We start from the raw sequence: 24805 nt of genomic DNA, 5'->3' as shown, positions 1-24805 counted from the left end.
TTGTGCTTGATTAAATTCCCATACTATTTAATTAGTACATAAAATTTTATATAAAGTGCTGAACGAATTTACCCTTTTTACTCTAGAAAATCAAAATGTAGAAATTAGTATTTGTTAACCAAAACCCTTTGTTATGTTAATAAAAAAATCACTTCTATAAACCTATAATTATTAACTTTGAGAGTAACCCAATACTTTACTTTTTATGCGTATAGAATACGATATTAAACTTGGTTTTAAAGATGTCATGATTAGACCTAAACGTTCAACTCTACAAAGTAGGTCTCAAGTAAATTTAGAACGTGAATTTAAGTTTTTACACAGTCCACATACTTGGAAAGGCATTCCAATAATGGCTGCTAATATGGATACTGTTGGTACTTTTAATATGGCTTTAGCCTTGGCTGAAAAGAAACTATTTACAGCTATCCATAAACACTATACCATAGAGCAATGGATAGAGTTTACTAACAAAGCTCCACAAGGTATTGAAAACTACGTTGCCATAAGTACAGGTATTGGAACAGCTGATGCCGAAAAATTAGCTGCTATATTTAAAGTATTGCCACAATATAAATTTATTTGCATTGATGTTGCTAATGGCTACTCGGAGTATTTTGCAAATTTTGTAAAGGAAACTAGAAATCTGTATCCAGACAAAGTGATTATTGCAGGAAATGTTGTTACTGGCGAAATGGTAGAAGAACTTCTACTCTCTGGTGCAGATATTGTAAAAGTTGGTATTGGTCCTGGTAGTGTATGTACTACACGTGTAAAAACTGGTGTTGGCTATCCGCAATTATCAGCAATTATTGAATGTGCAGATGCGGCACATGGTTTAGGAGGACAAATTATTAGTGATGGTGGTTGTGCCATTCCTGGTGATGTATCTAAAGCTTTTGGCGCAGGAGCCGATTTTGTAATGCTTGGAGGTATGCTTGCTGGTCATGATGAAAGTGGTGGCGAACGTATTGAACGTAACGGAAAATTATATAAACAGTTTTATGGTATGAGCTCACAAACAGCCATGGAAAAACATGTTGGTGGTGTTGCTGAATACAGAGCTAGTGAAGGTAAAACAGTTGAAGTGCCTTATAGAGGTGAAGTAGAAACTACTTTACAGGATATTTTAGGAGGCATTAGGAGTACTTGTACCTATGTTGGCGCCCAACGTTTAAAAGAGCTTACAAAACGTACGACGTTTATTCGTGTTGCAGAACAGGAAAATAGAATTTATACTAAATAAATATCATATCGAATGCAATGAGATATCTCATATAAAGATAGTCTTCATTCTTTTTAATACACTTAGATTACGCTTAGTGTGACACTTATATTTAAATAGCTTTAATAAGCATTTCTGCTGTAGCAGGATTTGTAGCTAATGGTACATCATGCACATCGCATAAGCGCAGTAACATTAATACATCTGGTTCGTGTGGATGTTTCTCTAAAGGGTCTCTAAAAAACAATACCATATTACATTTACCCTCTGCTACTCTAGCAGCAATTTGAGCATCGCCACCAAGCGGTCCAGATAAATATGGTGTAACTTTAATTCCAGCCTTTTCAACTTTTTGACCTGTAGTTCCTGTTGAAATTAAAGTAATGTCTTTTTTTATTAGTATGTCTCTATGCTCATTTAAAAACTGAACCATTTCAGCTTTTTTTCCATCGTGAGCTATAATTGCAATTTCCATTATTTTTCTAAAATATTAGCAATGTGATAATTCACCAACCCTTCAATAGGTCTTCTTTCAAAGTTACCAACTTTAAATCCAAATTCCTTAGCAACTTCTCTTATTTCTTCTTGAGAAAAATAAGCTATCGAACCTGCAAAATGCACAGGAACTGTTTTTAACTCTTCAGCATATTGCATAATCATGTTTTTAGCAAAGACTCTAAAACCATCTCTTATTAAGTTTCTAATATATTCAGAATCCTTATTAATAAACATAAACTCAGCAAAACTTGCTAAATAAGCATTTGGATTAGGCTTTTTATACAAGCTCATTTTTATATGGTCATCTTCAAGATTATACTTAGTTGCGAATGACACTTTTAAATCATGCGGCATATGGTTAAAATAATAATCTCTTATAAGCTGTTTACCATAATAATTACCAGAAGCATCATCCATTATAGAATAACCTAATGACTTTACTTTTTGGTGCACAATTTCACCATCAAAATAACTACAATTAGAGCCAGTACCTAAAATACACACTACAGCTGGTGGATGATCTACACCAACAGTTGCATATACAGCACCATAAGTATCCTCTCTTACAACCACTTTTTTAGCATTCACAAAATACTGTTCCAATACACTTTTAAGCATAGAAGCAGGCTTAGGAGTACCACAACCAGCACCATAAAAATACAGTTCGGTTACTTCGTCCTTATGCTCACGAATTACCTCGTTAGCATCAATAATATCATTAAGTTTTTGCTTAGATAAAATTGCAGGATTCATACCTTTAGTACGCTGTTTATCAAAAATATGCTCACCAGAGTTTTTATCTAATGCTAACCAATCACATTTTGTTGAACCACTATCTACTATAAAAATCATAAAAGGGAAAAATTAAAAAAAATAGGCTATTACATAATTGCAATAGCCTATTTCTTGTTATTACTAAAGTGCGCTAATGTGCTGTGCTAAATCTACTAACTTAGCTGAATAACCATACTCGTTATCGTACCAAGATACTAACTTTACAAAGTTATCATTTAACCCAATACTTGCATCAGCATCAAACGTACTTGTTTTAGTTTCTGAAACAAAATCTTGAGATACTACACCTTCTTCAGTATATCCTAAAACACCTTCCATTTCATTCTCTGAAGCTTCTTTAATAGCAGCTTTAATCTCATCAAAAGAAGCAGATTTTTCTAAGCGACACGTTAAGTCTACTACAGATACATCTACAGTAGGTACTCTAAATGCCATTCCTGTTAATTTCCCATTTAATTCAGGAATTACTTTACCAACAGCTTTTGCTGCTCCAGTACTTGTAGGTACAATGTTATTGATTGCAGAACGACCTATTCTGTAATTTTTACGAGATGGTCCATCAACAGTTAATTGAGTTGCTGTGGCTGCATGTACAGTTGTCATTAAACCTTCAACAATTCCAAATTTATCATTTATAACTTTAGCTAAAGGTGCTAAACAGTTAGTTGTACAAGATGCATTAGAAACGATTGTATCTTCAGCTGTTATTTTATCGTGGTTCACTCCCATTACAAACATTGGAGCATCTTTAGAAGGTGCAGAAATAGCTACTTTTTTAGCACCAGCTGTTATGTGTTTACCAGCACCTTCAAGCGTTGTAAAAATACCTGTACAATCTAATACCACTTCAGCTCCAACTGCGTCCCATTTTAAATCTTCTGGATTACGTTCAGTAGTTACTCTAATCTCATTTCCGTTTACTACTAAGTTTCCATTTTTTACTTCAATGTCACCATCAAATCTACCATGAACAGAATCGTATTTTAGCAAATACGCTAAATGCTCTACATCAAGTAAGTCATTTACACCTACAACCTCTACATCTGGTCTTTGAGCAGCAATTCTAAATGCTATTCTACCAATTCTACCGAAACCGTTAATTCCTATTTTTACTTTTGACATGTTTTCTTATTTATTTGAATTCTTTTATTCTATTTTTTATTAAATACTCATTATATCTGACACTCTCAATAACTCATGGTCAATCTCAGAATGTCCCTTTACCGCTTTATCTATAGGATATAATTCTAACTTATTATTAATAGTTCCTACCATAAAATTAGATTTACCTTCCATTAAAGATTCTACAGCTTTAACTCCCATTCTACTAGCTAATACTCTATCAAAACAAGATGGCGAACCTCCACGTTGCATATGACCAAGCACAGATACTCTTACATCATATCCTTCTAGATTCTCTTCTACATAATCGGCTAATTCAAAAACATTTTTACCTGTTTTATCTCCTTCGGCCACTACAACTATACTTGAAGATTTACCTGTTTTTCGACTTTTTTCTAAGGACTCTAACAATCTATCCAATCCTAAATCTTCCTCTGGCACTAATATCTCTTCTGCTCCTGCTCCAACACCTGCATTTAAAGCAATATGCCCAACATCGCGTCCCATTACTTCAACAAAAAACAAGCGTTTATGTGAACTTGCAGTATCTCTAATTTTATCTATAGCTTCTACAGCAGTATTTAAAGCTGTATCATAGCCCAAAGTGAAATTAGTACCTAGTATATCATTATCTATAGTTCCTGGAATACCTATAACTGGGAAGTTAAACTCTTGATTAAAAATCATCCCTCCAGTAAAAGTACCATCACCACCAATTAAAACTAAAGCATCAATACCAACACTTTTTAATTGTAAATATGCTTTTTGACGTCCTTCTTTAGTTCTAAATTCTTTGGATCTTGCAGACTTTAAAAAAGTTCCACCTTTATGAATAATGTGATTTACACTACGTGCATCTAGAATTTTAAAATCTCCCTCAATCATACCTTCATAACCACGATAAATTCCTATACATTCTATATTATGAAATGCACACGTACGAACCACAGATCTAATAGCTGCATTCATCCCTGGAGCATCTCCTCCAGAGGTCATTACACCAATTTTTCTTATCTGTTTTGTCATAGTTTTTTAACTTTAGTAGAGTAAAATTAAAAAACTTACTGTCTAAAAAAACTAATAAATATCATAATTTAACGAAAACGTAAAATTCAAACGTTTTCGTTAATAACTATTTTTAAAAACGCTTAATTTTTTTTGATTTTCTTAGTTTTTGTGGAGTCTTTTTGCTTAAATGTGTAGTGTTCTGGAAGACCATTATCTGAACTTTCTACCTTTTTTTCCTCAACTATAGAAGCTTTCTTCTTCTTGTTGTTTTTAAACATTTTTTGAAGCAGCTCTTTTAGATTATCAAATTCGATATTATATGAAAGTCCGACACCTTGTGTATAACCTATTTGCTCTCCAAAATTTTGAATACTGTTTTCTCTGTTAAAGAATTTAAGTGACAGTGTTCTATCTTCGTTTAGCAATACTTGTACTTCAAAATCTCCAGCTACTGTTGATTCACTCACACCACCAACTGGAACACCAACTTTACCATTTACTAAAATCCTATCACTAAGTTTTGTAGAAAGTGTAACGGCAACTTTACTATCTGTTTCATAGTCTGGTGTGTTTTTACCCAGATCTAGGTCTAATCCTAGTTTTACTTTATTCTCATCATCAGCGAATAGCTCGTTTAGCATGCTTGTAACACCATCTGACACTAATCCATACACATCACTAGAGTCGAATGCTAATTCACTTCTAAAAGAGCCTGTAGCTAATAAGGACATAGCTTGAAATTCACGTTTATCCTTATCTCTTAATCGATCATTAAGCTCAGTATTAAGAGTAGAATTTACACTTGGGAATCTAATTTCAAAATCTAGATTTGGTTTCTCTAGTTGTTCTGTTAAATGAATTTCAACTTCTACAGGAATACTTTGATTAATTGGGTTATCTAATAATACCGAAGGATTTGCACTAATACCTTTATGCAGTGCCTTAATGTTTATTTCGGCACGTAAAGGATCACCTTCCCAAGCTAATGTTCCTCCAGGAACAACTTCAAAGTTCTTTCTTACCAAGCTACCATAAACAAAATTATAATCCCCTTGAGAAACAATAAAATCACCATACATGTTAAACTTCCCATTAGTATTAATTTGTGCTAGTAAACTTCCGTTTCCATTTCCTTTAATAATACTTCCTGTGTCTCTATCCAGAATAATTTCTATCTGGGCGTTTTCAGAAATGTCAAGGTTAAACTCCATTTCTAATCCTTTTACATTTTCTAGTGCAACTTCATTAGTACCATTTTTAGCATATTTTTCTTCAGGGCTTAAAAAGTGCACAAAAGAGTTTTCGCCCAATGCTTCGGTATCACTCATAGGAATTTTAAAAACAGTTCCTTCTTCGGAGCTTACATTAGCTTCAATAAATAATTGGTCTGTAGGTCCAGATATATCTATATCGCCATTAACAAATGCTTTACCAAAATATAGTGCATCTTCAGAATCTTCAGTATTTAACACTAATAACCTTTCAGAATTAATATTTAACCCGAGTGACCAGTTAGAAAAATTAACATGATTTATATTTCCACTAAGCTTTGCTCTAGAAAAGTGCTCTACATCTATCATATCAGCATTATTAAAAATAAAGCTCTGTTTTTCTAATGCAATTCTAGTATCATCTTCAAACTCATAATCTACATTTAGGTAAGGAATTGCCAAACCACCATCATCTAAAATTAACTCTCCATTAATTTGTGGATGTTGCAATCGACCTGTAACTCTAGCATTTCCTGCTACTTCTCCTCTAATTCTTGTAATAACTCCTTCGCCAAAAGGGTTTAATGGATTTAATATAAACTTATTAAAGTTTATATCTAAATCTAAAGATGGATCTTTACCTGCTACATTTAAATTTCCTTTTACAGATAAAGATTCATTGGAATCTTCTTTTAAACTTACATCTACTGAATAATTAGTTAAGCTTTCATTTCCAATAATATTAGCCTTAAATGAGCCTAAATTAAAATCGTTTACTTTAAAATTATCAATTGTAACATTGGACTCTGGTAAATACACATTGTCTTGATGTAAGACATTTAGTTTTCCATTAACGTTACCATTTAACTTTAAACTATCTATAGTTGGCGTAATTTTTACCAAATCAACATCTTTAAAGTCTAAATCAATATTTTTATATGTAGAATCAAGCACTTGAGCATTAAGTAAAATCTCCTCGTTTTTATGACTCATTTTTAAATTGTCAATATTAATATCACGCAAGAGTCTATCAAACACAATTTTATTTTGTGAATTTTTTTCTTCATTGACAAACCATTCGTTATTCTTAAAATTAACTGTAGATTTTTTGAATCCTAAAACAGACTTGCTCTCTTCATTAATAGTATAAAACAAGTTTAAATCGTAATCATCTCTATTTTGCTTACCACCTTTAAAACCCGTTTTTATATATAATGTATCATTTAAGGTAACATTAATTAAACTAAATTTTGAAACATCGTAGAACTTAGAGCTTATACTATCTACTTCTACATAAGTATTAAAAAGTGGGTTATCATTATTTAAGCGTAGCTGTATTTGATTTGCAAAAAAGTCATTAAGCTTAATGTTAGGTGATTTAAATGTGAGGTTGAATTTTTTGGCATTACTCTCTATTCTTCCCTTTATAAATGTATTTGCTCCTAATTTTAAATTTGGATAAAACACAGCTGCAATCTTATTATAAATATTGAAATTGAAATCTAAATATTGATTTTCACCAATTTCATGTGGTTTGTAATTAGTATAAATATCACCTAAAGAATTCTCTAATAGTTTTGGCAAATCTTGAATTATAAATTTACCTCTTATACTTCCATTTATTATATCAGGTGAATTTACTTCTATATACCTTATATCTTCAATAAAAGTTGATGACACAGCAAAATCATTAAACTTATATTCGCTATTTTGATTTCTATATAAACTATTCTTTACATGTATATTTCCATGCGCATCATCTAGCGAAGTCCCTTTCATATCCATTTTCACATAACCTTTAAAAACAGATATACTATCTCTTGTTACAAAATTAAGAGCATTTAGATTTACATGTCCAACATCAGCAGTAAAGTCATATATATTTTCGTCTTGCGAAAAATCGACTAGTCCATTAAATTTTAAATCAATATTCTCATCGTTAGTTACAAGCTTACCGTTAAAGATTTTATTCTGAACGTTTCCTTCAATTTTAGTATCAAAGTATTCATAATTGTTATAACCAAATGAATATAAATCACCTTTTACTTGAGTGTTTAATTTATCTACAGTAAAACCATTACCATCAACATCTAAATTTAATGATACATTACCAACCATAGGATCATTAAGTAATATACCTAAATTAAACTCATCTAGAATTACATTACCATTATAACTCGCATCATCAATATTATCAATTTTATCTAAATGTAAATCTGTAATAATTATACCTAGTTTAGAAAGCACTTCAATGTCTGCATCAACAGTTTTTGAAGTAACACGAGCATTACCAGTAATAGTAAACGTATCAAAATGGTCTAAAGTTGAAGGTAAAGAATTCCCTAACACATTAGGTAAAAGCGCTTTTAAATCTTTATAGGTAGATGACAACTTATTAAACTTACCATCCATAATAAAGTTATCATCTTCTTTATTAAATAAGTTTTTAAAGTTGATATTTCCATCCACAATGGTATTTCGCGAAGTACTAAGTATTAATTGACTCGCTGTTAAGTCATTTAAAGTTCCATAAAGAGAAGTACTTAATTTTGCATTTTGATTTACTCCAAATTCATTATAAAAAGCATTTAAATCATCTAGTGCAATATTAGAGTCTTCAAAATTAGCAGTAACCTTTACTTTATCTACAAAATACTGTAAATCCTCTCTTTTATAATCAAACTGCAACTTCCCTTTTAGTGTAGAATTTTCTGTTTTTATTTGTAAATAATCAAACAACATTTGTTCTCTTGTATAAGTGAAATTTGTTGTCATGTTTTTTACTTCTACACCTCTATCATCAACAAAAGCAAGTTTATTTATTCGAGCACTAACATCTGGACCTAGAATTAAAAAATTAGTAGCATTGATATTTAAATCATTAAACTGAAGGATTTCGGTGGTTTCTTTATTTTCATCACTAAGCTTAAATGTTCCTCCTTCAATAGAGACATCACTAGATGATAATAAAAAGTCACTCTTTTCTTTTTTTGGTGCATCATCATCAAACTTTGCTACAAATACATCTAAGTTTGTGTCTTTTTCGTCTTTATAAGTTTTTAAATTAAATGTTAAATCATAAATATCAATATCTCCAAATGTGAGCTTGTTATCATACAACTTTTTAAAACTTAAAATTGAAGTATTTAATTCATCAATATGAAAAAGTGTATCCTGCTTATGATCTTCAACATATACATCTTTTAATTCTACATCACCATTAAATTGAAGGCCAACTTTTGCAATGGTAATATTTGTACCAAAATCTTTATTTAATGTATCTGTTGCTTTTTTTCCTAGACTAGTTTGAACTGCTGGAATGGAAAGTACTAAGACTAATATAACAAAGAGTAGCAAAATTATTGCTACTATCTTTAATGCTATTTTAAGTACTTTTTTGATAAGTAATAAAGTTAAAAAATTACTACAAATAAACTTAATATTTACGAAACCATTTGCTAAGTTTTTTAAAGACTTACAAAGATGGTTAGCTTATATTTTTTTCATTTCTTTGTATTTACGAATATAACGCTAAAACAGACGTTTTATCGCTATACAAATTAAACAATTATTGTGCCTAAATTTTCTTAATGAGCTCACAAAATATTTACATATTAGGAATTGAATCTTCTTGTGATGATACTGCTGCTTCGGTTATTTGTAACGGAAAGATTTTAAGCAATGTTATTGCTAGTCAAAAAATACATGAAGAATATGGTGGTGTTGTTCCAGAATTAGCTTCAAGAGCACATCAACAAAACATTGTTCCTGTAGTGCATCAAGCACTTGAAAAAGCTGGTGTTTCTAAATCTGATTTAAACGCTATAGCTTTTACACGTGGTCCTGGATTAATGGGAAGTCTTTTGGTTGGAACTTCATTTGCTAAGTCTTTAGCCTATGGTTTAAATATTCCTTTAATAGATGTTAACCATATGCAAGCTCATATATTAGCACATTTTATTGATGAAGAAGGATTTGATAAACCAACATTTCCATTTTTGGCCATGACAATTTCTGGTGGACACACCCAAATAGTAAAAGTAAATAGCTACTTTAACATGGAAGTTATTGGAGAAACTATTGATGATGCTGTTGGTGAAGCCTATGATAAAAGCGGAAAAATACTGGGGCTAGGTTATCCTGCTGGCCCAGAAATTGATAAGAGAGCACAACAAGGAAATCCTAAGGCTTTTAAATTTACTAAACCAAGAGTTGAAGGTCTCAATTTTAGTTTCTCAGGATTAAAAACTGCAATTTTATATTTCATTCAACGAGAAACAAAAAACAACCCAAATTTCGTTAAAGAAAACCTCAATGATATTTGTGCTTCAATTCAATACACCATTATTGGTATATTAATGGATAAATTAAAACTAGCGACAAAACAAACTAACATTAAGCAAATTGCTATTGGTGGTGGTGTTTCGGCTAATTCTGGAATAAGAAAAGCATTAAAAGATGGTGAGCAAAAATTTGGATGGAAAACTTACGTGCCTAAGTTTGAATTCACTACAGATAATGCTGCAATGATAGCAATAGTTGGTTACTTAAAATATCTTGAAAACGATTTTGCAGATACTAGTGTTACAGCTTCAGCTAGATTAAAGATATAAAATGAAAAACTTAAGGTCATTTCATTTTTTTTGGATTACAGCTGTTATAATATTAATTACAGGATTTAGAACTATACTTGATGAAGAATCTGTTTTGGATATAAATACACATGACACATACTATGTTATTCATCATTCACATATAGCTTTCTTTTTGTTTGCAATTTATTTTAAAATTGGATTAATATACTTTGCGTACCATAAAATCAATTTAAGACTAATTAATTCTTTATCTAAAATTCATACAATAATTACTTGTTTAAGCTTGTTATTTATTATTCTAGCAAATAAACTAAATATATCATTTAACAATAGCTCAATTCCATTAATAGATGATATTAGCCTCATTAACATTATTATTTCAATTTTATTTTTAGTTGCATTATTAGCGCAACTAATATTTATATTCAATATTATAATCAGTACAATAAAATTCTACTTAACAAAAAACATTAGAATCAGAAAACCAATTTAACTTGTTGAAATTTATGTTAATAACCTTAGCAGCTACTATACATTTAAATTCAAAAATTCTTTTAATTGCATAAAATTCAAACTTTCAACCTATGAAAAAAGTCTTTTTAGTATTACTTGCGTTAACTTTTACAATCTCATTATCTGCCCAAAAAAAGCTTAAAAAACAATTAGATTCTGTTACTACTGTAGAACAGGCTAAAGTATTTTTAAAAGCTTACAAAGGAGCACAAAACAAGTTAATTACCTTTAATGAAGAAAAACATAAAACACGTTTATCTGAAGAAATAATGCGAATGAGTAAAGGCGCTACAAAAACTGTAAAAAAAGACAACCAGCGAACACATTATAAGGTTTTAGAAAAAAACAAGATTACCTATTATCGTGTAAACTACATTTTTTTGGATGGAACAAAAATGCCAATTAAAGACATTGAAGAACTTCGTTATAATTTAATATTAAAACTAAAACAAGGTATTGCTTTTAAAGATTTAGCTATTAAGCACTCTATGGACAACACAAGTCAAAAAGGTGGTGATTCTGGTTGGTTTACATATGGAGATATGTTACCAGAGTTTGAACAACAAGTTATGAATGACAAATATCAAGTTGAAGACGTTTTTACTGTAGATGTAGAGTCTAACAAATGGTATTATGTGGTTCAAAAATCTCACGAAAAAAAGAGCATCACAGAAGTAAAAGTATTACGAATTATTGAAGAAACTAGATAATAAATAATGCAGCTATTTTTTAATTCTGAAATTAACGAATCAACTACGCAATTCTCTTTTTCAAAAGAGGAAAGTAAACATATTACCAAAGTATTGCGAAAAACCGAAGGCGATATTTTGCATATTACTAATGGTAAAGGTTGGTTGTTTAATGCAGAAATAATTTCGGCAAACATAAAAAAGTGTACTGCAGAAATAATTTCTAAAAAATTTCATGAACCAAAAAACTATAAACTAAACCTTGCTGTTGCTCCAACAAAAATGAATGATCGCTATGAATGGTTTTTAGAGAAAGCTACTGAAATTGGTATTGACAGCATCACTCCTATTATTTGTGACCATAGTGAGCGAAAAGTAATAAAAGCTGAACGTTTTGAGAAGATTTTACAATCTGCTATGAAGCAATCACTCACTTATTACTTACCTAAACTAAATTCTGCTATTAGTTTCAAACAATTTATGCAGCAAAATTTTTCTGGGCAACTATTTATTGCTCATTGTGAAGAATTAGACAGAAAGTCTTTAAAAAACGAACTTAAAAACAATACTGAAGTTACTATACTTATAGGACCTGAAGGTGATTTTAGTGTTAAAGAAATCGAAATGGCTTTGCAACACAATTTTATTCCTGTAACTTTGGGTAAAACCAGATTACGAACAGAAACAGCAGCTATTGTAGCATGTCATTCAACAGCTTTTGTTAACGAATAATATGAGGAACTCAATTGTATTTTTACTACTAATTTTCAATTCTGTATTATACGCACAAGATATTGCTATCCTAAAATATAAAGGAGGTGGCGATTGGTATAGTAATGCTACAGCACTCCCAAATTTGATAGCTTATTGCAATACTAACATTAACACAAAGATTAATCCTAAACCACAAACGGTTGAAGTTAGTAGTTCAGACATTTTTCAATATCCTTTCTTGCACATGACAGGACATGGAAATGTTTTTTTTAGTGATATGGACGCCGAAAATTTACGAAACTACTTAATTACTGGAGGTTTTTTACATATTGATGATAATTATGGTATGCAACCTTACATTACCAAAGAATTAAAAAAAGTATTTCCAAATAAAGAGTTGATTGAATTACCAAAAACACATACAATATTTAATACAGCTTTTAGCTTTCCTGAAGGTTTACCAAAAATTCATGAGCATGATGGCTTACGTCCTCAAGCATTAGGAATATTTCACGAAGGAAGATTGGTTTTATTGTTTACTTTTGAAAGTGATTTAGGAGATGGTTGGGAAGATCAAGAAATTCATAATGATCCTATTGAAGTGCGTGAAAAAGCACTTAAAATGGGTGCAAACATCATTAAATATGCTTTTGAAAATTAATGATATGAAGAAAATAATTTCAAAATCAATAGCCTTCACTCTAACTCTTTTGTTTGTTTTTAATTCTTTAATGGAAGTTAACGACCATACTTATACAATTGGCGTAAATAATTATCATTATACTTGTGGTTGCTTTGGATGTGCGCCTAGTCATTTATCATATAAATGTAATTCCACTACCTCACATTATTTATTTTAGACAACAAATTGCAGCTTAATCATTACAATACAAACTTTACTAAAAGAGAATTTCCAATCACATTAATTTGCGATAATGTCACCAGTGCACCCAATATTGGAAGCTTATTTCGTATCTCTGATGCTTTTGGTATTGAAAAATTAATTTTATGTGGAAGTAATATTACTCTTGGTAGAAAAATGGCTAAAACTTCTAGAGCTACAGAAAAAGTTGTGCCATTTACAATTAGCCAAAACGCTCTAGACCATGTAAAAACGCTCAAAGCAGATAACTATACTATATATGCACTAGAAATTACTAAAAATAGTATTCCTATTCATAAAGCCAGTTTTAACAAAAATCAAAAAATAGCATTAGTTATTGGTGACGAAAATTTTGGTGTATCTGATGAGATTTTAAAATTATCTGATGGGATTTTTCATATTGACATGTTTGGTCTAAATAGTAGTATGAATGTTGTACAAGCTACCAACATAGCATTATACGAAATAACCAAGCAAACTTTATAGTAATATAAATAATCCTAAAAGTTTATATTTACATTATGAATTCTAATACAATCTCTAACGGAATACTAAAAGCCTTATCTATAATTATTGGTATTGGTATCCTTCTCTATTTTTTATTTAAAATCCAATCGGTTATAGCCTATATTGCTATTGCAGCTGTTATTTCTTTAATAGGCAGACCAATTGTTTTGTTTTTACGCAAAAGGTTAAAATTTAAAACAACTATAGCTGTAGTAGTAACTATGGTACTTTTTATTGCTTTATTTTTTGGTATAATTTCCTTATTTATTCCTTTAGTATTAGAACAAGGGCAAAATTTATCATTGTTAGATATTGAAGAATTACAAGCAAATATTCAAGATATTTATACCCAATTGGTTTATCATTTTGATCTAAATAATATAGATGTTGAACAGTCAATTAAAGATTCTGGCTTGCTTTCTAAACTTGATTATGCGGCAATTCCAAACTTTTTAAACTCATTTGTTAGTGGATTAGGTAGCTTTAGCATTGGCTTATTTTCTGTTTTATTTATATCATTTTTCTTTTTAAAAGACAGCAAACTATTTGAAGATAGTGTCATGACTTTTATTCCTGACAATAAAGAACTTAGATTAAAAAAATCAATAGTTACAATTAAAGATTTACTATCAAGATATTTTGTTGGGCTTGTTTTTCAAATACTTATTCTTTTTATAATTTACACAATAGTTCTTTTAATATTCGGCATAAAAAATGCCATTGTAATAGCTTTTTTATGTGCATTACTAAACTTAATCCCATACATTGGACCATTAGTTAGTGCATTTTTAATGGCCATGCTAACTATGTCTAGTAATTTAGGGCAAAGTTTTAGTGAAGTTATACTACCAAAAACTAGTTATGTTATGATTGGTTTTGTAATTGCTCAACTAGTTGATAATTTCTTTAGTCAGCCTATAATTTTTTCAAAAAGTGTCAAATCTCATCCTTTAGAAATCTTCTTAATAATAATTATTTCTGGTATTCTATTTGGTGTGTTAGGTATGGTTGTGGCAGTACCAACTTATACTGCATTAAAAGTAATTTTAAAAGAGTTTTTATCTGAAAACAAGCTAGTTAAACAGCTCACCAAAAACTTATAGTTTTAATTTGAATAACAACATATTAAATATTGAAAATCAGATTTTTATAGAAAACAATATCAATACAGATATTAATAAACTACTACTAAAAGGTTCTAAGCTAAATGCAGTAACTACTAATGAAATTGTTGAACAAATTGAAGCTAAAAAAAGATGTAAAACCAAGCTTAAAACTTGGTACAACACTAAAGGAGTTTATTACCCCAACAAACTTAATATAGAGCAAACATCTTCAGAAGCTACAGCTGCTTATAAATCAAGTTTAATCTCAGGAAAAACTATTATCGATTTAACTGGAGGTTTTGGAGTTGACACCTACTACTTTTCTAAAAAGTTTGATGAAGTGTATCATTGTGAAATTAATGAAAACCTTTCACAAATTGTCTCTCATAATTATTCAAAACTTAAAGTAGACAATATAAAAACCATTAACGCTAATGGAATTGAATATTTAAAAACAACAAGTAACTTTGATTGGATATATGTAGATCCTTCTAGAAGACATGACGCGAAAGGAAAAGTATTTTATTTAAAAGACTGCTTACCAAATGTCCCTGAAAATCTAGAGCTACTTTTTAAACACACAAATAACATACTAATAAAAACCTCTCCTATGCTAGATATAAGTGTCGCTATAGAAGAGTTAAGCAATGTGAAGTGTATTTATATAGTTGCACTCAAAAACGAAGTTAAAGAGCTTCTATTTGAACTACAAAAAGACTTTAAGTCAGATATTTTATTAAAAACGATAAATATAAACCAAAACGGAAACCAATATTTCAATTATAAATTAAAAGATGAAAGTACATCATCAATTAATTATGATAATGTTTCAAATTATATTTATGAACCAAATACTGCTATTTTAAAATCTGGAGCTTTCAAGAATGTAGCTCAACAATTAAATATTAGTAAACTACATAAGCATTCTCATTTATATACTTCAAAAGAATTAATTGAATTCCCAGGAAGGTCATTCAAAGTTATAAAAACGTTAGATTATAATAAGAAGATATTTAAAACCGAACTTTTAAATCTTAAAGCCAATATAACCACAAGAAACTTTCCACAAACAGTAAACACACTAAAGAAAAAGCATAAAATAAAAGATGGCGGAGAACTTTATTTATTCTTCACTACAAATAAAGACAATGAGAAAATAGTGGTCTTTACTCACAAAGCATAAAAAAGGGCTGCTAATGCAGCCCATATCCTCTCTTTTTGCTAATAACATTAACCTTAAACTATAGCTATTGAAAAGGATTTCTTTAATTTCTTTTCTTGTTGTTGAATAGCAAATACTAACTCTTCTCTTTAAAATTGCTAGCTTCACTGTTGAATAGAAACATAACAAATTTTAGCTATAATAACAAATTTAACTTATCAAAAACAAAAAAGCCTTAACATATGTTAAGGCTTTTTGTGATCGCGATAGGATTCGAACCTATGACCGTCTGCTTAGAAGGCAGATGCTCTATCCAGCTGAGCTACGCGACCTATTTGTCGGGGTGGCAGGATTCGAACCTGCGACCTCCGCGTCCCAAACGCGGCGCGATAACCGGGCTACGCTACACCCCGAGGTGCGGAGAGACGGGGACTCGAACCCCGGCAACACTTTCGCGTTGACAGATTAGCAATCTGCTGCATTACCACTCTGCCACCTCTCCTGAAAAGTTATATGAACTTCTGCAATAATTTTGCGGTTGCAAATGTAACGCATCATATTAAAGAACACAAACTATTTATTCATTTTTTTACAATGAATTTTAATTATTCTGGATATTCTATACGTAAGTGGTAGATATTAGCCAACTTAAGCTTCAAAACTTTTTTTATAGATTGTATCTCTTTAAAGGTAATATTCGCATTTAAGAACTGTTCATTCTCTATTTGCTTGTTAATAATGTTCTCTACAAACGCATTTATTTTTGTTGATGTAGGCTCTTTTAAACTTTTAGAAGCAGCTTCTACACTATCACACATCATTAATATAGCTGTTTCTTTACTAAATGGTTTAGGTCCAGGATACATAAAATCTGCCTTGTCAACTTCTTTTCCTTCCAGTTGAGATTCTTTATTATAAAAATAATAAACAACACTTGTACCATGATGCGTCCTAATAAAATCAATAACTCTATCTGGTAAATTATACTTTTTAGCTATTTCAATACCATGGATAGTATGATTAATAATTATTTGTGCACTTTCTCGTGATGACAACTCATCATGCGGATTGATTCCTGTAGATTGGTTTTCAGTAAAATACGTTGGATTTTTCATTTTACCAATATCATGATAGAGTGCTCCTACTCTAACCAACATTGCATTTGCTCCTATTTCATTTGCAGCAGCTTCAGCTAAATTTGCAACATTTAACGAATGATGAAATGTTCCTGGAGCCTTATTAGAAAGTTCTTTTAATAATTTAGCATTTGTATCTGACAGTTCTAATAAAGACACATCAGAAACCAAACCAAATAACTTTTCGTATGCATAAATTAAGGGTTGTACAAATAATGTAGCAAGACCACATAAAATAAATAAAACAAATGTGTCCCATTTTAAATTATCAATACTTCCTTCATGAATAACAAAAAAAGCAAAATAAGCTACAATGTATATTAATGTAATTTGTCCTACAGAAATAAATAGATTTGCTCTTTTATAAAGCTCAGATACAGTTAAAATAGTTACTATACCTGCTATTATCTGCAAAAACATGTACTCATAGTTATTTGATACTACAAACCCTAATAAAAGCACTGTAATAACATGCGTAAACAACCCAAGACGTGCATCAAAAAAAGCTTTTAAAACTAACGGAAGAATACACAAAGGAACAATGTAAGTATAAGCTGAATTAAAATTAACAACTAAGGTTGTCAACAATACCATCAAAAGAATATTAAAGAATATAAATGTTACTTTGGTATTGTTTTCAAAAACATCAAGTCTGTACTTTCGTAAAAATAACAACAACATTAATAATGCTAAGGCTACGAGCAAAGTATAAGCAGCTAAAACCCAGTTATAGTTAGCTTCACTCCAAACTTGTGATTCATATTCAGATTCTAATGACTTTAAAACATTAAACTTATTCCCTTCTACAACTTCACCTTTAGATATTATTAAAGTTTCCCTTTCTATACTTCCTCTAACTAAAGATATTTTACTTAAATCTTCTTCTAATGAGTTGTTAGTTATACTCTTATTTAAAACAGCATTAGGCTTAATAACATCAAAAAACAATGCCAAAAATTCTTGATTATACGTATCTAAACCATAATATTTTATTTTTTGATCTAATAGAGGTCTTATATCATTCTGTGATATAAAATTTGAGAATTTTGTTGTACCTCTTTGTGTTCTATCATTAAGTATTGTTACTAGTTTATCATTATCATAGTCATAATCTTCAAATAAAACTCCTGTTTTATATATATCTGAAATGACAGAAATTCCCTTTGGGAACAAATAAACCTTTTCAGATTCTTGAATAGAATCATTAAACATAGCATTAAACCCTAACGAATAATTTCTTTTGACATTCGACACTATTACAGTATCTACATCAAAAAAAACAAGAGCGTTTTCTCTAATAGTATTTTGCTCTTCTTTTAATTCCTCTTCAGACTTTTTAATTGCAAAATCAAAAGGAGCATATAAGTTTTCTGATTGCCAAGGTTTTCCTTTTTCAAAACTATATTTAAAAGTTCCGCTTTTAGGAAATAAATAAACAATAAAAAAAGTTGTTGTTATAAAAAGAAGCACCTTATAAATTAAAGAATGATTCTTATAAAGTTTGTTTATAAAGTCTTTCATGAACGATCGCGTACTTGTTATCAAAAGTAATAAAAAAAAGCAGAGATTTTGAGCAACTATAATAGTATAATCATACTATTTTATTATAAATTTTAATTAATTTCGCAACTATCACAAATAACACACAAAAAAATGAATAAAGAAGTTGTAATAGTTTCTGCTGTAAGAACTCCAATAGGTAGCTTTTTAGGTACATTATCTACAGTACCAGCTCCAAAACTTGGAGCAGCAGCCATTAAAGGAGCTTTAGATAAAATAAACTTAAGTCCAAACTCAGTGAATGAAGTATTAATGGGTAATGTTGTTCAAGCTGGTACAGGACAAGCACCAGCTAGACAAGCCGCTATTTATGCTGGAATTCCTGATAATGTACCATGTACGACAGTTAACAAAGTTTGTGCTTCTGGTATGAAAACAATTATGCAAGCTGCTCAGTCTATTGCTCTAGGAGATAATGATATCGTTGTAGCTGGTGGAATGGAAAATATGAGTTCTATACCTCATTATTATCATGCGCGTTCAGCTCAAAAATTTGGACCAGCAAAAATGGAAGATGGCATGCAAAAAGATGGTCTTGTAGATGCTTACAATCAACAAGCAATGGGAGTTTGTGCTGATGCATGTGCTACTGAATATGAATTTAGTAGAGAAGATCAAGATGCCTTTGCTATTCAATCTTACAACCGTTCTTCTAAAGCATGGGAAGATGGAAAATTTGATAATGAAATTGTTCCTGTAGAAGTACCACAACGAAGAGGTGAGCCAGTAATTGTAAACAAAGACCAAGAATATACAAATGTAAAAATGGAAAAAATTCCTGCTTTACGTCCAGCTTTTACAAAAGAAGGTACTGTTACAGCTGCAAATGCTTCTACAATCAATGATGGAGCTGCAGCTTTAGTATTAATGAGTAAAGAAAAAGCTGATGAATTAGGATTAACTCCACTAGCTTCAATAAAAAGTTATGCTGATGCTGCACATGAACCAGAGTGGTTTACTACAGCTCCAGCAAAGGCTTTACCTAAAGCTCTTGATAAAGCTAATATAACTATTGACGATGTTGATTACTTTGAATTTAATGAAGCTTTTTCTGTTGTTGGTTTAGCTAACATGAAGATATTAGGTCTTGATGACTCTAACGTTAATGTAAATGGTGGTGCCGTTTCATTAGGACATCCTCTTGGTTGTTCTGGAGCTAGAATAGTTGTTACATTATTAAATGTATTAGAACAAAATGATGCTAAAATTGGTGCAGCAGCTATTTGTAATGGTGGTGGTGGTGCATCTGCACTAATCATAGAACGTAAATAAATTTATGCAATACGGAATCTGTCAACTAAGTATTGTTCCTTTAAGGCTTGAACCTACTGATACTAGCGAGATGGTTTCGCAAGTACTTTATGGTGATTATTTTAAAGTCTTGGAACAAAGAAAAAAATGGAGCAGAATCCGTATGCATTTTGATGGCTACGAAGGTTGGATTGATAACAAACAATATGTTGAAATTGATGAAACTCAATTTACAGGATTAACTAAATCTACAGATTCTTATTCAGCAGATTTGGTAGAATTTATAGAATGTACAAAAAATCAATTACACCCAATACCCCTAGGTGCAACACTAACTGGTCTTAACCTATTAAACCATAAACATGAAGGCAATATAACAACAGGTATAAAAGCTAAATGCAATATTTTAAATACTGCATTTTTGTACTTAAATGCTCCTTATTTATGGGGAGGAAAAACACCTTTTGGCATTGACTGCTCTGGTTTTACACAAATGGTTTATAAACTTAATGGTTATAGTATACTAAGAGATGCTTCACAACAAGCAACTCAAGGAGAAGCTCTAAGCTTTATAGAAGAAAGCGAACCTGGTGATTTAGCCTTTTTTGATAATGCCGAAGGCAATATTGTACATGTAGGTATTATTATGAAAGATAACTATATTATTCATGCACATGGCAAGGTTAGAATTGATCGCTTAGACCATAGTGGTATTTACAATGTGGACACTGGAGTCCATTCTCATAAGCTCAGAGTTATAAAAAAGATTATATAATAAAAAAGCCACTCAAAATGAGTGGCTTTTTTATTATCATAAAGTTAATTACGCTTAGTTTCCAGCTTCAATTGCTTCAACTATTGCTTTTAACTCATTAGACTTTTCAGTATTATCAACAGCATTATAAATATTTAATAATGTTTTTGCTGCTTGAATGTTTTTTGGATCTGCTTTTAATGCAGATTCTAAAAAAGGAATAGCATCTAAATATAATTGTTGCCTTTTTACTTTTAATTCATCATACTTTTTATCATCAGCAGCAGAACTTCCTAATCCGTTCATCTCATCTACTATCGCATGCTCTTGATCTAACGTTAATGCAGCCATATTAATTAAGGCATTTACATAATCAGGCTTTAATTCAACGGCTCTTTTGTAATATTTCATTGCTGAATCAAAATCATCAGATTGAGAAGATATTACACCTAAGTTATAAAATAATTCCGCGTTGTTAGGGTCTTTTTGAGTAGCTTCTGCTAATAATTTACTAAACATCTCATTATTTCCTAATTGGTAATATACGTTTGCTTCATTAATCAATAAGTTAACGTCATCTGGGAAATTTTTTCTTGCTAATTTAATAGCTCCTAAAGCTTTTTCAGAATCTCCTTTTTGAATGTAAATAAGAGCTATATTTTTTACTATTTCTGGCAACTTAGATGCTGAATTTCTTTCTGTTGGCTTAATATGTGATTTAGATTTAACAGAAAAATCTCTTAAAGTTTTGTCATTAAATGGCTCTTCTTTATTAGTTTCAACATTAGTCGCATAGTATTTTTTTACAATTCCTGTATATCCAAGTTCTTTTAACTCTTCATATAAACCTAGAGATCTATCATAATCTCCCCCATTAACAGCAGTTGATGCAGAATAGAAAAGATAAATAGTATCTTTAGTAGATGCTCTATATGCCTTTTCAAAGTATTTTGATGAAACCTTAAAATCTTTCTTCTCAAGAGCTTCATTACCTTTTTCTAAAAACCCTGTCAACATATTTTGCTTAAGTTCATCTACTTGACTCTGGTGAGCTGGTAATGAAACTTTTTCAAGAGACTCAAAAGCCGTTTTTATATCATTATCATTTCCAGTTCCTCCTGCATATAATGCCTTACTCTTTAATAGATAGTATAAAGATTTGGATTTTTCATCCATTGAAGACATTAAAGCTTCTGCAGATGATAAAGCAGTTTTTGCTTCAGAATAATTACTGTTTTTTATTGCCTTTTGTGCTATTTTCAGTTCTTTTTTTTGGGCAAAAGAAAATGTACCTACCATTAGCACTAGGGCCAATACAACATATTTTCTCATTTTAATTTATGGTTTAAGTGTTAATTATTATTTTCAGTTTGTGTATTATCAAGAGTTGTGCCATCATTTTCATTTACTGTCAGATCTCTACCTTCAAGATCTTCAACCTCTTCTTCATCGTGCATTACTTTAGCAACAGCCGCAATAGAATCTTTTCCTTTTAAATTAATAAGTTTAACTCCTTGCGTAGCTCTTCCCATGACTCTTAAATCTTTAACCGCCATTCTAATTGCAATTCCAGATTTATTAATAATCATTAAGTCATCATCATCAGTAACATTTTTAATAGCAACTAAATCACCTGTCTTATCTGTAATAGAAATAGTTTTTACTCCTTTACCTCCTCTATTGGTTATTCTATAATCTTCTAAACTAGAACGCTTACCATAACCATTTGAAGATACTACAAGTATATTACTCTCCATATCATTAACAGCAATCATTCCAACAACTTCATCAGTTTCATTAGCTAAAGTTATACCTCTAACTCCAGAAGCATTTCTACCCATAGGTCTTGTTTTAGCTTCTTCAAAACGAATGGCTTTTCCTGATTTAAGCGCTAACATTACTTGACTTTCTCCAGTAGTTAATTTTGCTTCTAATAGCTCGTCATCTTCTTTGATTGTAATGGCATTAATACCATTAGTTCTAGGACGAGAATATTGTTCTAAAGATGTCTTTTTAACTTGACCTTTTTTAGTAGCCATTATTACATAATGATTGTTTATGTAATCTTCATCTTTTAAATCTTGCGTACAAATAAAAGCTTTCACTTTATCATCTTGTTCAATATTTATTAGGTTTTGAATAGCTCTACCTTTAGATGTTTTACTTCCTTCTGGGATTTCATAAACACGCATCCAGAAACATTTTCCTTTTTGAGTAAAGAACAACATGTATTGATGATTTGTTCCAACAAATAAATGTTCTAAGAAATCTTCATTACGAGTTGTAGATGCTTTTTGACCTACACCTCCTCTATTTTGCGTTTTATATTCGGTTAAAGATGTTCTCTTAATATATCCTGCATGTGAAATAGTAATAACTACTTTTTCATTTGGAATCATATCCTCAATAGATAAATCTCCACCAGCATACTCAATTACAGAACGACGCTCATCACCATATTTAGACTTTACTTCAAGAAGTTCTTCTTTGATAATTTCCATTCTACGATCTTTCTTATCAAGAATATCTTTTAAATCTTCAATAGTAATCATTAATGCATCATACTCTGCTCTTAACTTATCTTGCTCAAGACCTGTTAATTGACGTAAACGCATTTCAACAATAGCCTTAGCTTGAATTTCACTTAATTCAAACCTATCAATTAATTTCTGTCGTGCTTCATCAGCATTTGCAGAAGAACGTATTAAAGCAATTACTTCATCAATATTGTCTGAAGCAATTATTAATCCTTCTAAAATATGTGCTCTTTCTTCAGCTTTTCTAAGTTCATATTTTGTTCTTCTAACAACAACTTCATGACGATGCTCTACAAAATGGTGAATCATATCTTTTAGATTCAACATTTGTGGTCTTCCATTTACTAATGCAATATTATTTACACTAAATGAAGATTGTAAAGCTGTATATTTATAAAGTTTATTTAAAACAATATTAGGAATAGCATCACGCTTTAATACGTAAACAATTCGCATTCCGTTTCTATCAGATTCATCACGAATTGTAGAAATACCTTCTAATTTTTTATCGTTAATAATATCAGCAGTCTTTTTAATCATGTCTGCTTTATTAACCTGATAAGGAATTTCAGTAACAATAATACATTCTCTACCATTTACTTCTTCAATGGTAGCTGTTCCTCTCATAACAATACGACCTCTACCAGTTTTAAAAGCTTCTCTTACCCCATCATAACCATAAATGATACCACCTGTTGGGAAATCTGGAGCTTTTACATGAGTTATTAACTCATCAATTTCAATATCATTATTATCAATATAAGCAACAGTTCCATCTACAACTTCAGATAAATTATGTGGTGGCATATTTGTAGCCATACCAACTGCAATACCAGATGCACCATTAACTAATAATCCAGGTATACGAGTTGGTAATACTGTTGGTTCTTTTAAAGTATCGTCAAAGTTTAATTTATGATCTACAGTTTCTTTATCGATATCTGCCAACATGTCTTCAGATATCTTTCGCATACGTGCTTCAGTATAACGCATTGCTGCTGGACTATCTCCATCAATAGATCCAAAGTTACCTTGACCATCTACTAACATGTATCGTAAACTCCACTCTTGAGCCATACGTACCATAGTATCGTAAACAGATGTATCTCCATGTGGATGGTACTTACCTAGTACTTCTCCAACTATTCTTGCTGATTTTTTGTAAGCTGTATTAGACTTAACTCCTAGTTCATGCATACCAAACAGAACTCTTCTATGTACAGGTTTTAACCCATCTCTTACATCTGGAAGTGCACGTGACACAATGACTGACATTGAATAATCAATGTAAGCCGACTTCATTTCATCTTCTATATTAATAGGAATCAATTTCTCTCCTTCTGCCATATATAAAAATTATTAGTTTTTGTAGGTTTTCAAATCGAGCTAATATAAGTATTTTGTTAGTGCTATCAGTACTTTAGTTGCCCTTTTTTGAGTTTTTTTATCAACAATATTTAATCCTTTTTTAGTTAATAACTCTAACTTAATTTATTTTGTTTTTTAAACCTTTTTATAGTCATTTATCATAACAAAGGT

The 24805-nt window shown here is 30.6% G+C and carries 19 protein-coding genes and 3 tRNA genes; 11 read left to right on the top strand and 11 right to left on the bottom strand.

Annotated elements, in window-relative coordinates; all coding sequences use genetic code 11:
• The first annotated feature begins 205 nt into the window (after positions 1 to 205).
• A complete protein-coding gene (locus ACLII3_RS14085; protein WP_412984882.1) occupies positions 206 to 1246 on the top strand; it encodes a GMP reductase in 1041 nt (346 codons plus the stop codon).
• Between the two features lie 91 nt (positions 1247 to 1337).
• Here ACLII3_RS14085 and ACLII3_RS14080 read toward each other — a convergent pair whose 3' ends face one another.
• From ACLII3_RS14080 to ACLII3_RS14060, 5 genes are all read right to left on the bottom strand, one after another.
• The gene (locus tag ACLII3_RS14080; protein WP_412984881.1) at positions 1338 to 1700 is read right to left on the bottom strand and encodes a methylglyoxal synthase; all 363 of its coding nucleotides are present in this window, start codon (positions 1698 to 1700) and stop codon (positions 1338 to 1340) included.
• The gene (locus tag ACLII3_RS14075; RefSeq protein ID WP_412984880.1) at positions 1700 to 2575 is read right to left on the bottom strand and encodes an N-acetylglucosamine kinase; all 876 of its coding nucleotides are present in this window, start codon (positions 2573 to 2575) and stop codon (positions 1700 to 1702) included. The genes ACLII3_RS14080 and ACLII3_RS14075 overlap by 1 nt, the downstream gene beginning before the upstream one ends.
• A gap of 63 nt (positions 2576 to 2638) precedes the next feature.
• Positions 2639 to 3640 carry a type I glyceraldehyde-3-phosphate dehydrogenase gene (gene gap, locus ACLII3_RS14070; protein WP_412984878.1) on the bottom strand — a complete coding sequence of 334 codons (1002 nt, stop codon included), beginning with the start codon at positions 3638 to 3640 and terminating at the stop codon, positions 2639 to 2641.
• 39 nt (positions 3641 to 3679) lie between these two features.
• Entirely contained in the window at positions 3680 to 4666 is a 987-nt protein-coding gene (gene pfkA, locus ACLII3_RS14065; RefSeq protein WP_412984877.1) for a 6-phosphofructokinase, read from the bottom strand.
• A 122-nt stretch (positions 4667 to 4788) separates the two neighbouring features.
• Complete coding sequence (locus ACLII3_RS14060; protein WP_412984876.1) at positions 4789 to 9216, bottom strand: translocation/assembly module TamB domain-containing protein; 4428 nt, start codon at positions 9214 to 9216, stop codon at positions 4789 to 4791.
• A 233-nt stretch (positions 9217 to 9449) separates the two neighbouring features.
• Between ACLII3_RS14060 and tsaD the strand changes: the two genes are divergently transcribed.
• From tsaD to ACLII3_RS14020, 8 genes are all read left to right on the top strand, one after another.
• Positions 9450 to 10472, top strand: a complete 1023-nt coding sequence (tsaD, locus tag ACLII3_RS14055; RefSeq protein ID WP_412984874.1) for a tRNA (adenosine(37)-N6)-threonylcarbamoyltransferase complex transferase subunit TsaD — start codon at positions 9450 to 9452, stop codon at positions 10470 to 10472.
• Between the two features lies 1 nt (position 10473).
• The gene (locus ACLII3_RS14050) at positions 10474 to 10947 is read left to right on the top strand and encodes a cbb3-type cytochrome c oxidase subunit I (protein ID WP_412984872.1); all 474 of its coding nucleotides are present in this window, start codon (positions 10474 to 10476) and stop codon (positions 10945 to 10947) included.
• A 91-nt stretch (positions 10948 to 11038) separates the two neighbouring features.
• Positions 11039 to 11677: a peptidylprolyl isomerase gene (locus tag ACLII3_RS14045; protein WP_412984870.1), complete on the top strand. Its 639-nt coding sequence runs from the start codon at positions 11039 to 11041 to the stop codon at positions 11675 to 11677.
• Positions 11678 to 11683: 6 nt separating this feature from the next.
• Positions 11684 to 12388, top strand: coding sequence for a 16S rRNA (uracil(1498)-N(3))-methyltransferase (locus ACLII3_RS14040; RefSeq protein WP_412984869.1), 705 nt, complete (start codon positions 11684 to 11686; stop codon positions 12386 to 12388).
• A 1-nt stretch (position 12389) separates the two neighbouring features.
• Complete coding sequence (locus ACLII3_RS14035; protein ID WP_412984867.1) at positions 12390 to 13031, top strand: DUF4159 domain-containing protein; 642 nt, start codon at positions 12390 to 12392, stop codon at positions 13029 to 13031.
• Between the two features lie 207 nt (positions 13032 to 13238).
• Positions 13239 to 13739 carry a TrmH family RNA methyltransferase gene (locus ACLII3_RS14030; RefSeq protein ID WP_412984865.1) on the top strand — a complete coding sequence of 167 codons (501 nt, stop codon included), beginning with the start codon at positions 13239 to 13241 and terminating at the stop codon, positions 13737 to 13739.
• A 35-nt stretch (positions 13740 to 13774) separates the two neighbouring features.
• Complete coding sequence (locus ACLII3_RS14025; RefSeq protein ID WP_412984863.1) at positions 13775 to 14863, top strand: AI-2E family transporter; 1089 nt, start codon at positions 13775 to 13777, stop codon at positions 14861 to 14863.
• A gap of 7 nt (positions 14864 to 14870) precedes the next feature.
• Positions 14871 to 16049, top strand: coding sequence for a THUMP-like domain-containing protein (locus ACLII3_RS14020; RefSeq protein WP_412984861.1), 1179 nt, complete (start codon positions 14871 to 14873; stop codon positions 16047 to 16049).
• A gap of 237 nt (positions 16050 to 16286) precedes the next feature.
• Here ACLII3_RS14020 and ACLII3_RS14015 read toward each other — a convergent pair.
• From ACLII3_RS14015 to ACLII3_RS14000, 4 genes are all read right to left on the bottom strand, one after another.
• Positions 16287 to 16360 (bottom strand) — tRNA-Arg (locus ACLII3_RS14015).
• A gap of 6 nt (positions 16361 to 16366) precedes the next feature.
• Positions 16367 to 16441: transfer RNA gene (locus tag ACLII3_RS14010), tRNA-Pro, on the bottom strand.
• A 5-nt stretch (positions 16442 to 16446) separates the two neighbouring features.
• Positions 16447 to 16530, bottom strand: a tRNA-Ser gene (locus tag ACLII3_RS14005).
• Between the two features lie 103 nt (positions 16531 to 16633).
• Positions 16634 to 18685, bottom strand: a complete 2052-nt coding sequence (locus tag ACLII3_RS14000; protein WP_412984860.1) for an HD family phosphohydrolase — start codon at positions 18683 to 18685, stop codon at positions 16634 to 16636.
• Positions 18686 to 18817: 132 nt separating this feature from the next.
• Here ACLII3_RS14000 and ACLII3_RS13995 point away from each other — a divergent pair, with 132 nt between their 5' ends.
• Both ACLII3_RS13995 and ACLII3_RS13990 read left to right on the top strand, forming a co-directional pair.
• Positions 18818 to 19996 carry an acetyl-CoA C-acyltransferase gene (locus tag ACLII3_RS13995; RefSeq protein ID WP_412984859.1) on the top strand — a complete coding sequence of 393 codons (1179 nt, stop codon included), beginning with the start codon at positions 18818 to 18820 and terminating at the stop codon, positions 19994 to 19996.
• A gap of 4 nt (positions 19997 to 20000) precedes the next feature.
• Positions 20001 to 20750, top strand: a complete 750-nt coding sequence (locus ACLII3_RS13990; RefSeq protein WP_412984857.1) for an NlpC/P60 family protein — start codon at positions 20001 to 20003, stop codon at positions 20748 to 20750.
• A 54-nt stretch (positions 20751 to 20804) separates the two neighbouring features.
• Here the strand turns inward: ACLII3_RS13990 and ACLII3_RS13985 are convergent, their stop codons facing one another.
• Positions 20805 to 22034 (bottom strand): tetratricopeptide repeat protein, encoded by a 1230-nt coding sequence (locus tag ACLII3_RS13985; protein WP_412987923.1) that lies wholly within the window; start codon positions 22032 to 22034, stop codon positions 20805 to 20807.
• A gap of 47 nt (positions 22035 to 22081) precedes the next feature.
• A complete protein-coding gene (gene gyrA / locus ACLII3_RS13980; protein ID WP_412984855.1) occupies positions 22082 to 24613 on the bottom strand; it encodes a DNA gyrase subunit A in 2532 nt (843 codons plus the stop codon).
• Positions 24614 to 24805 lie beyond the last annotated feature (192 nt).

This window comes from Pontimicrobium sp. IMCC45349, from assembly GCF_047219225.1.
Classification (GTDB): Bacteria; Bacteroidota; Bacteroidia; order Flavobacteriales; family Flavobacteriaceae; genus IMCC45349.
Note: the sequence above shows the minus strand (reverse complement) of the source record. Positions and strands in the feature narration are given on the sequence as shown.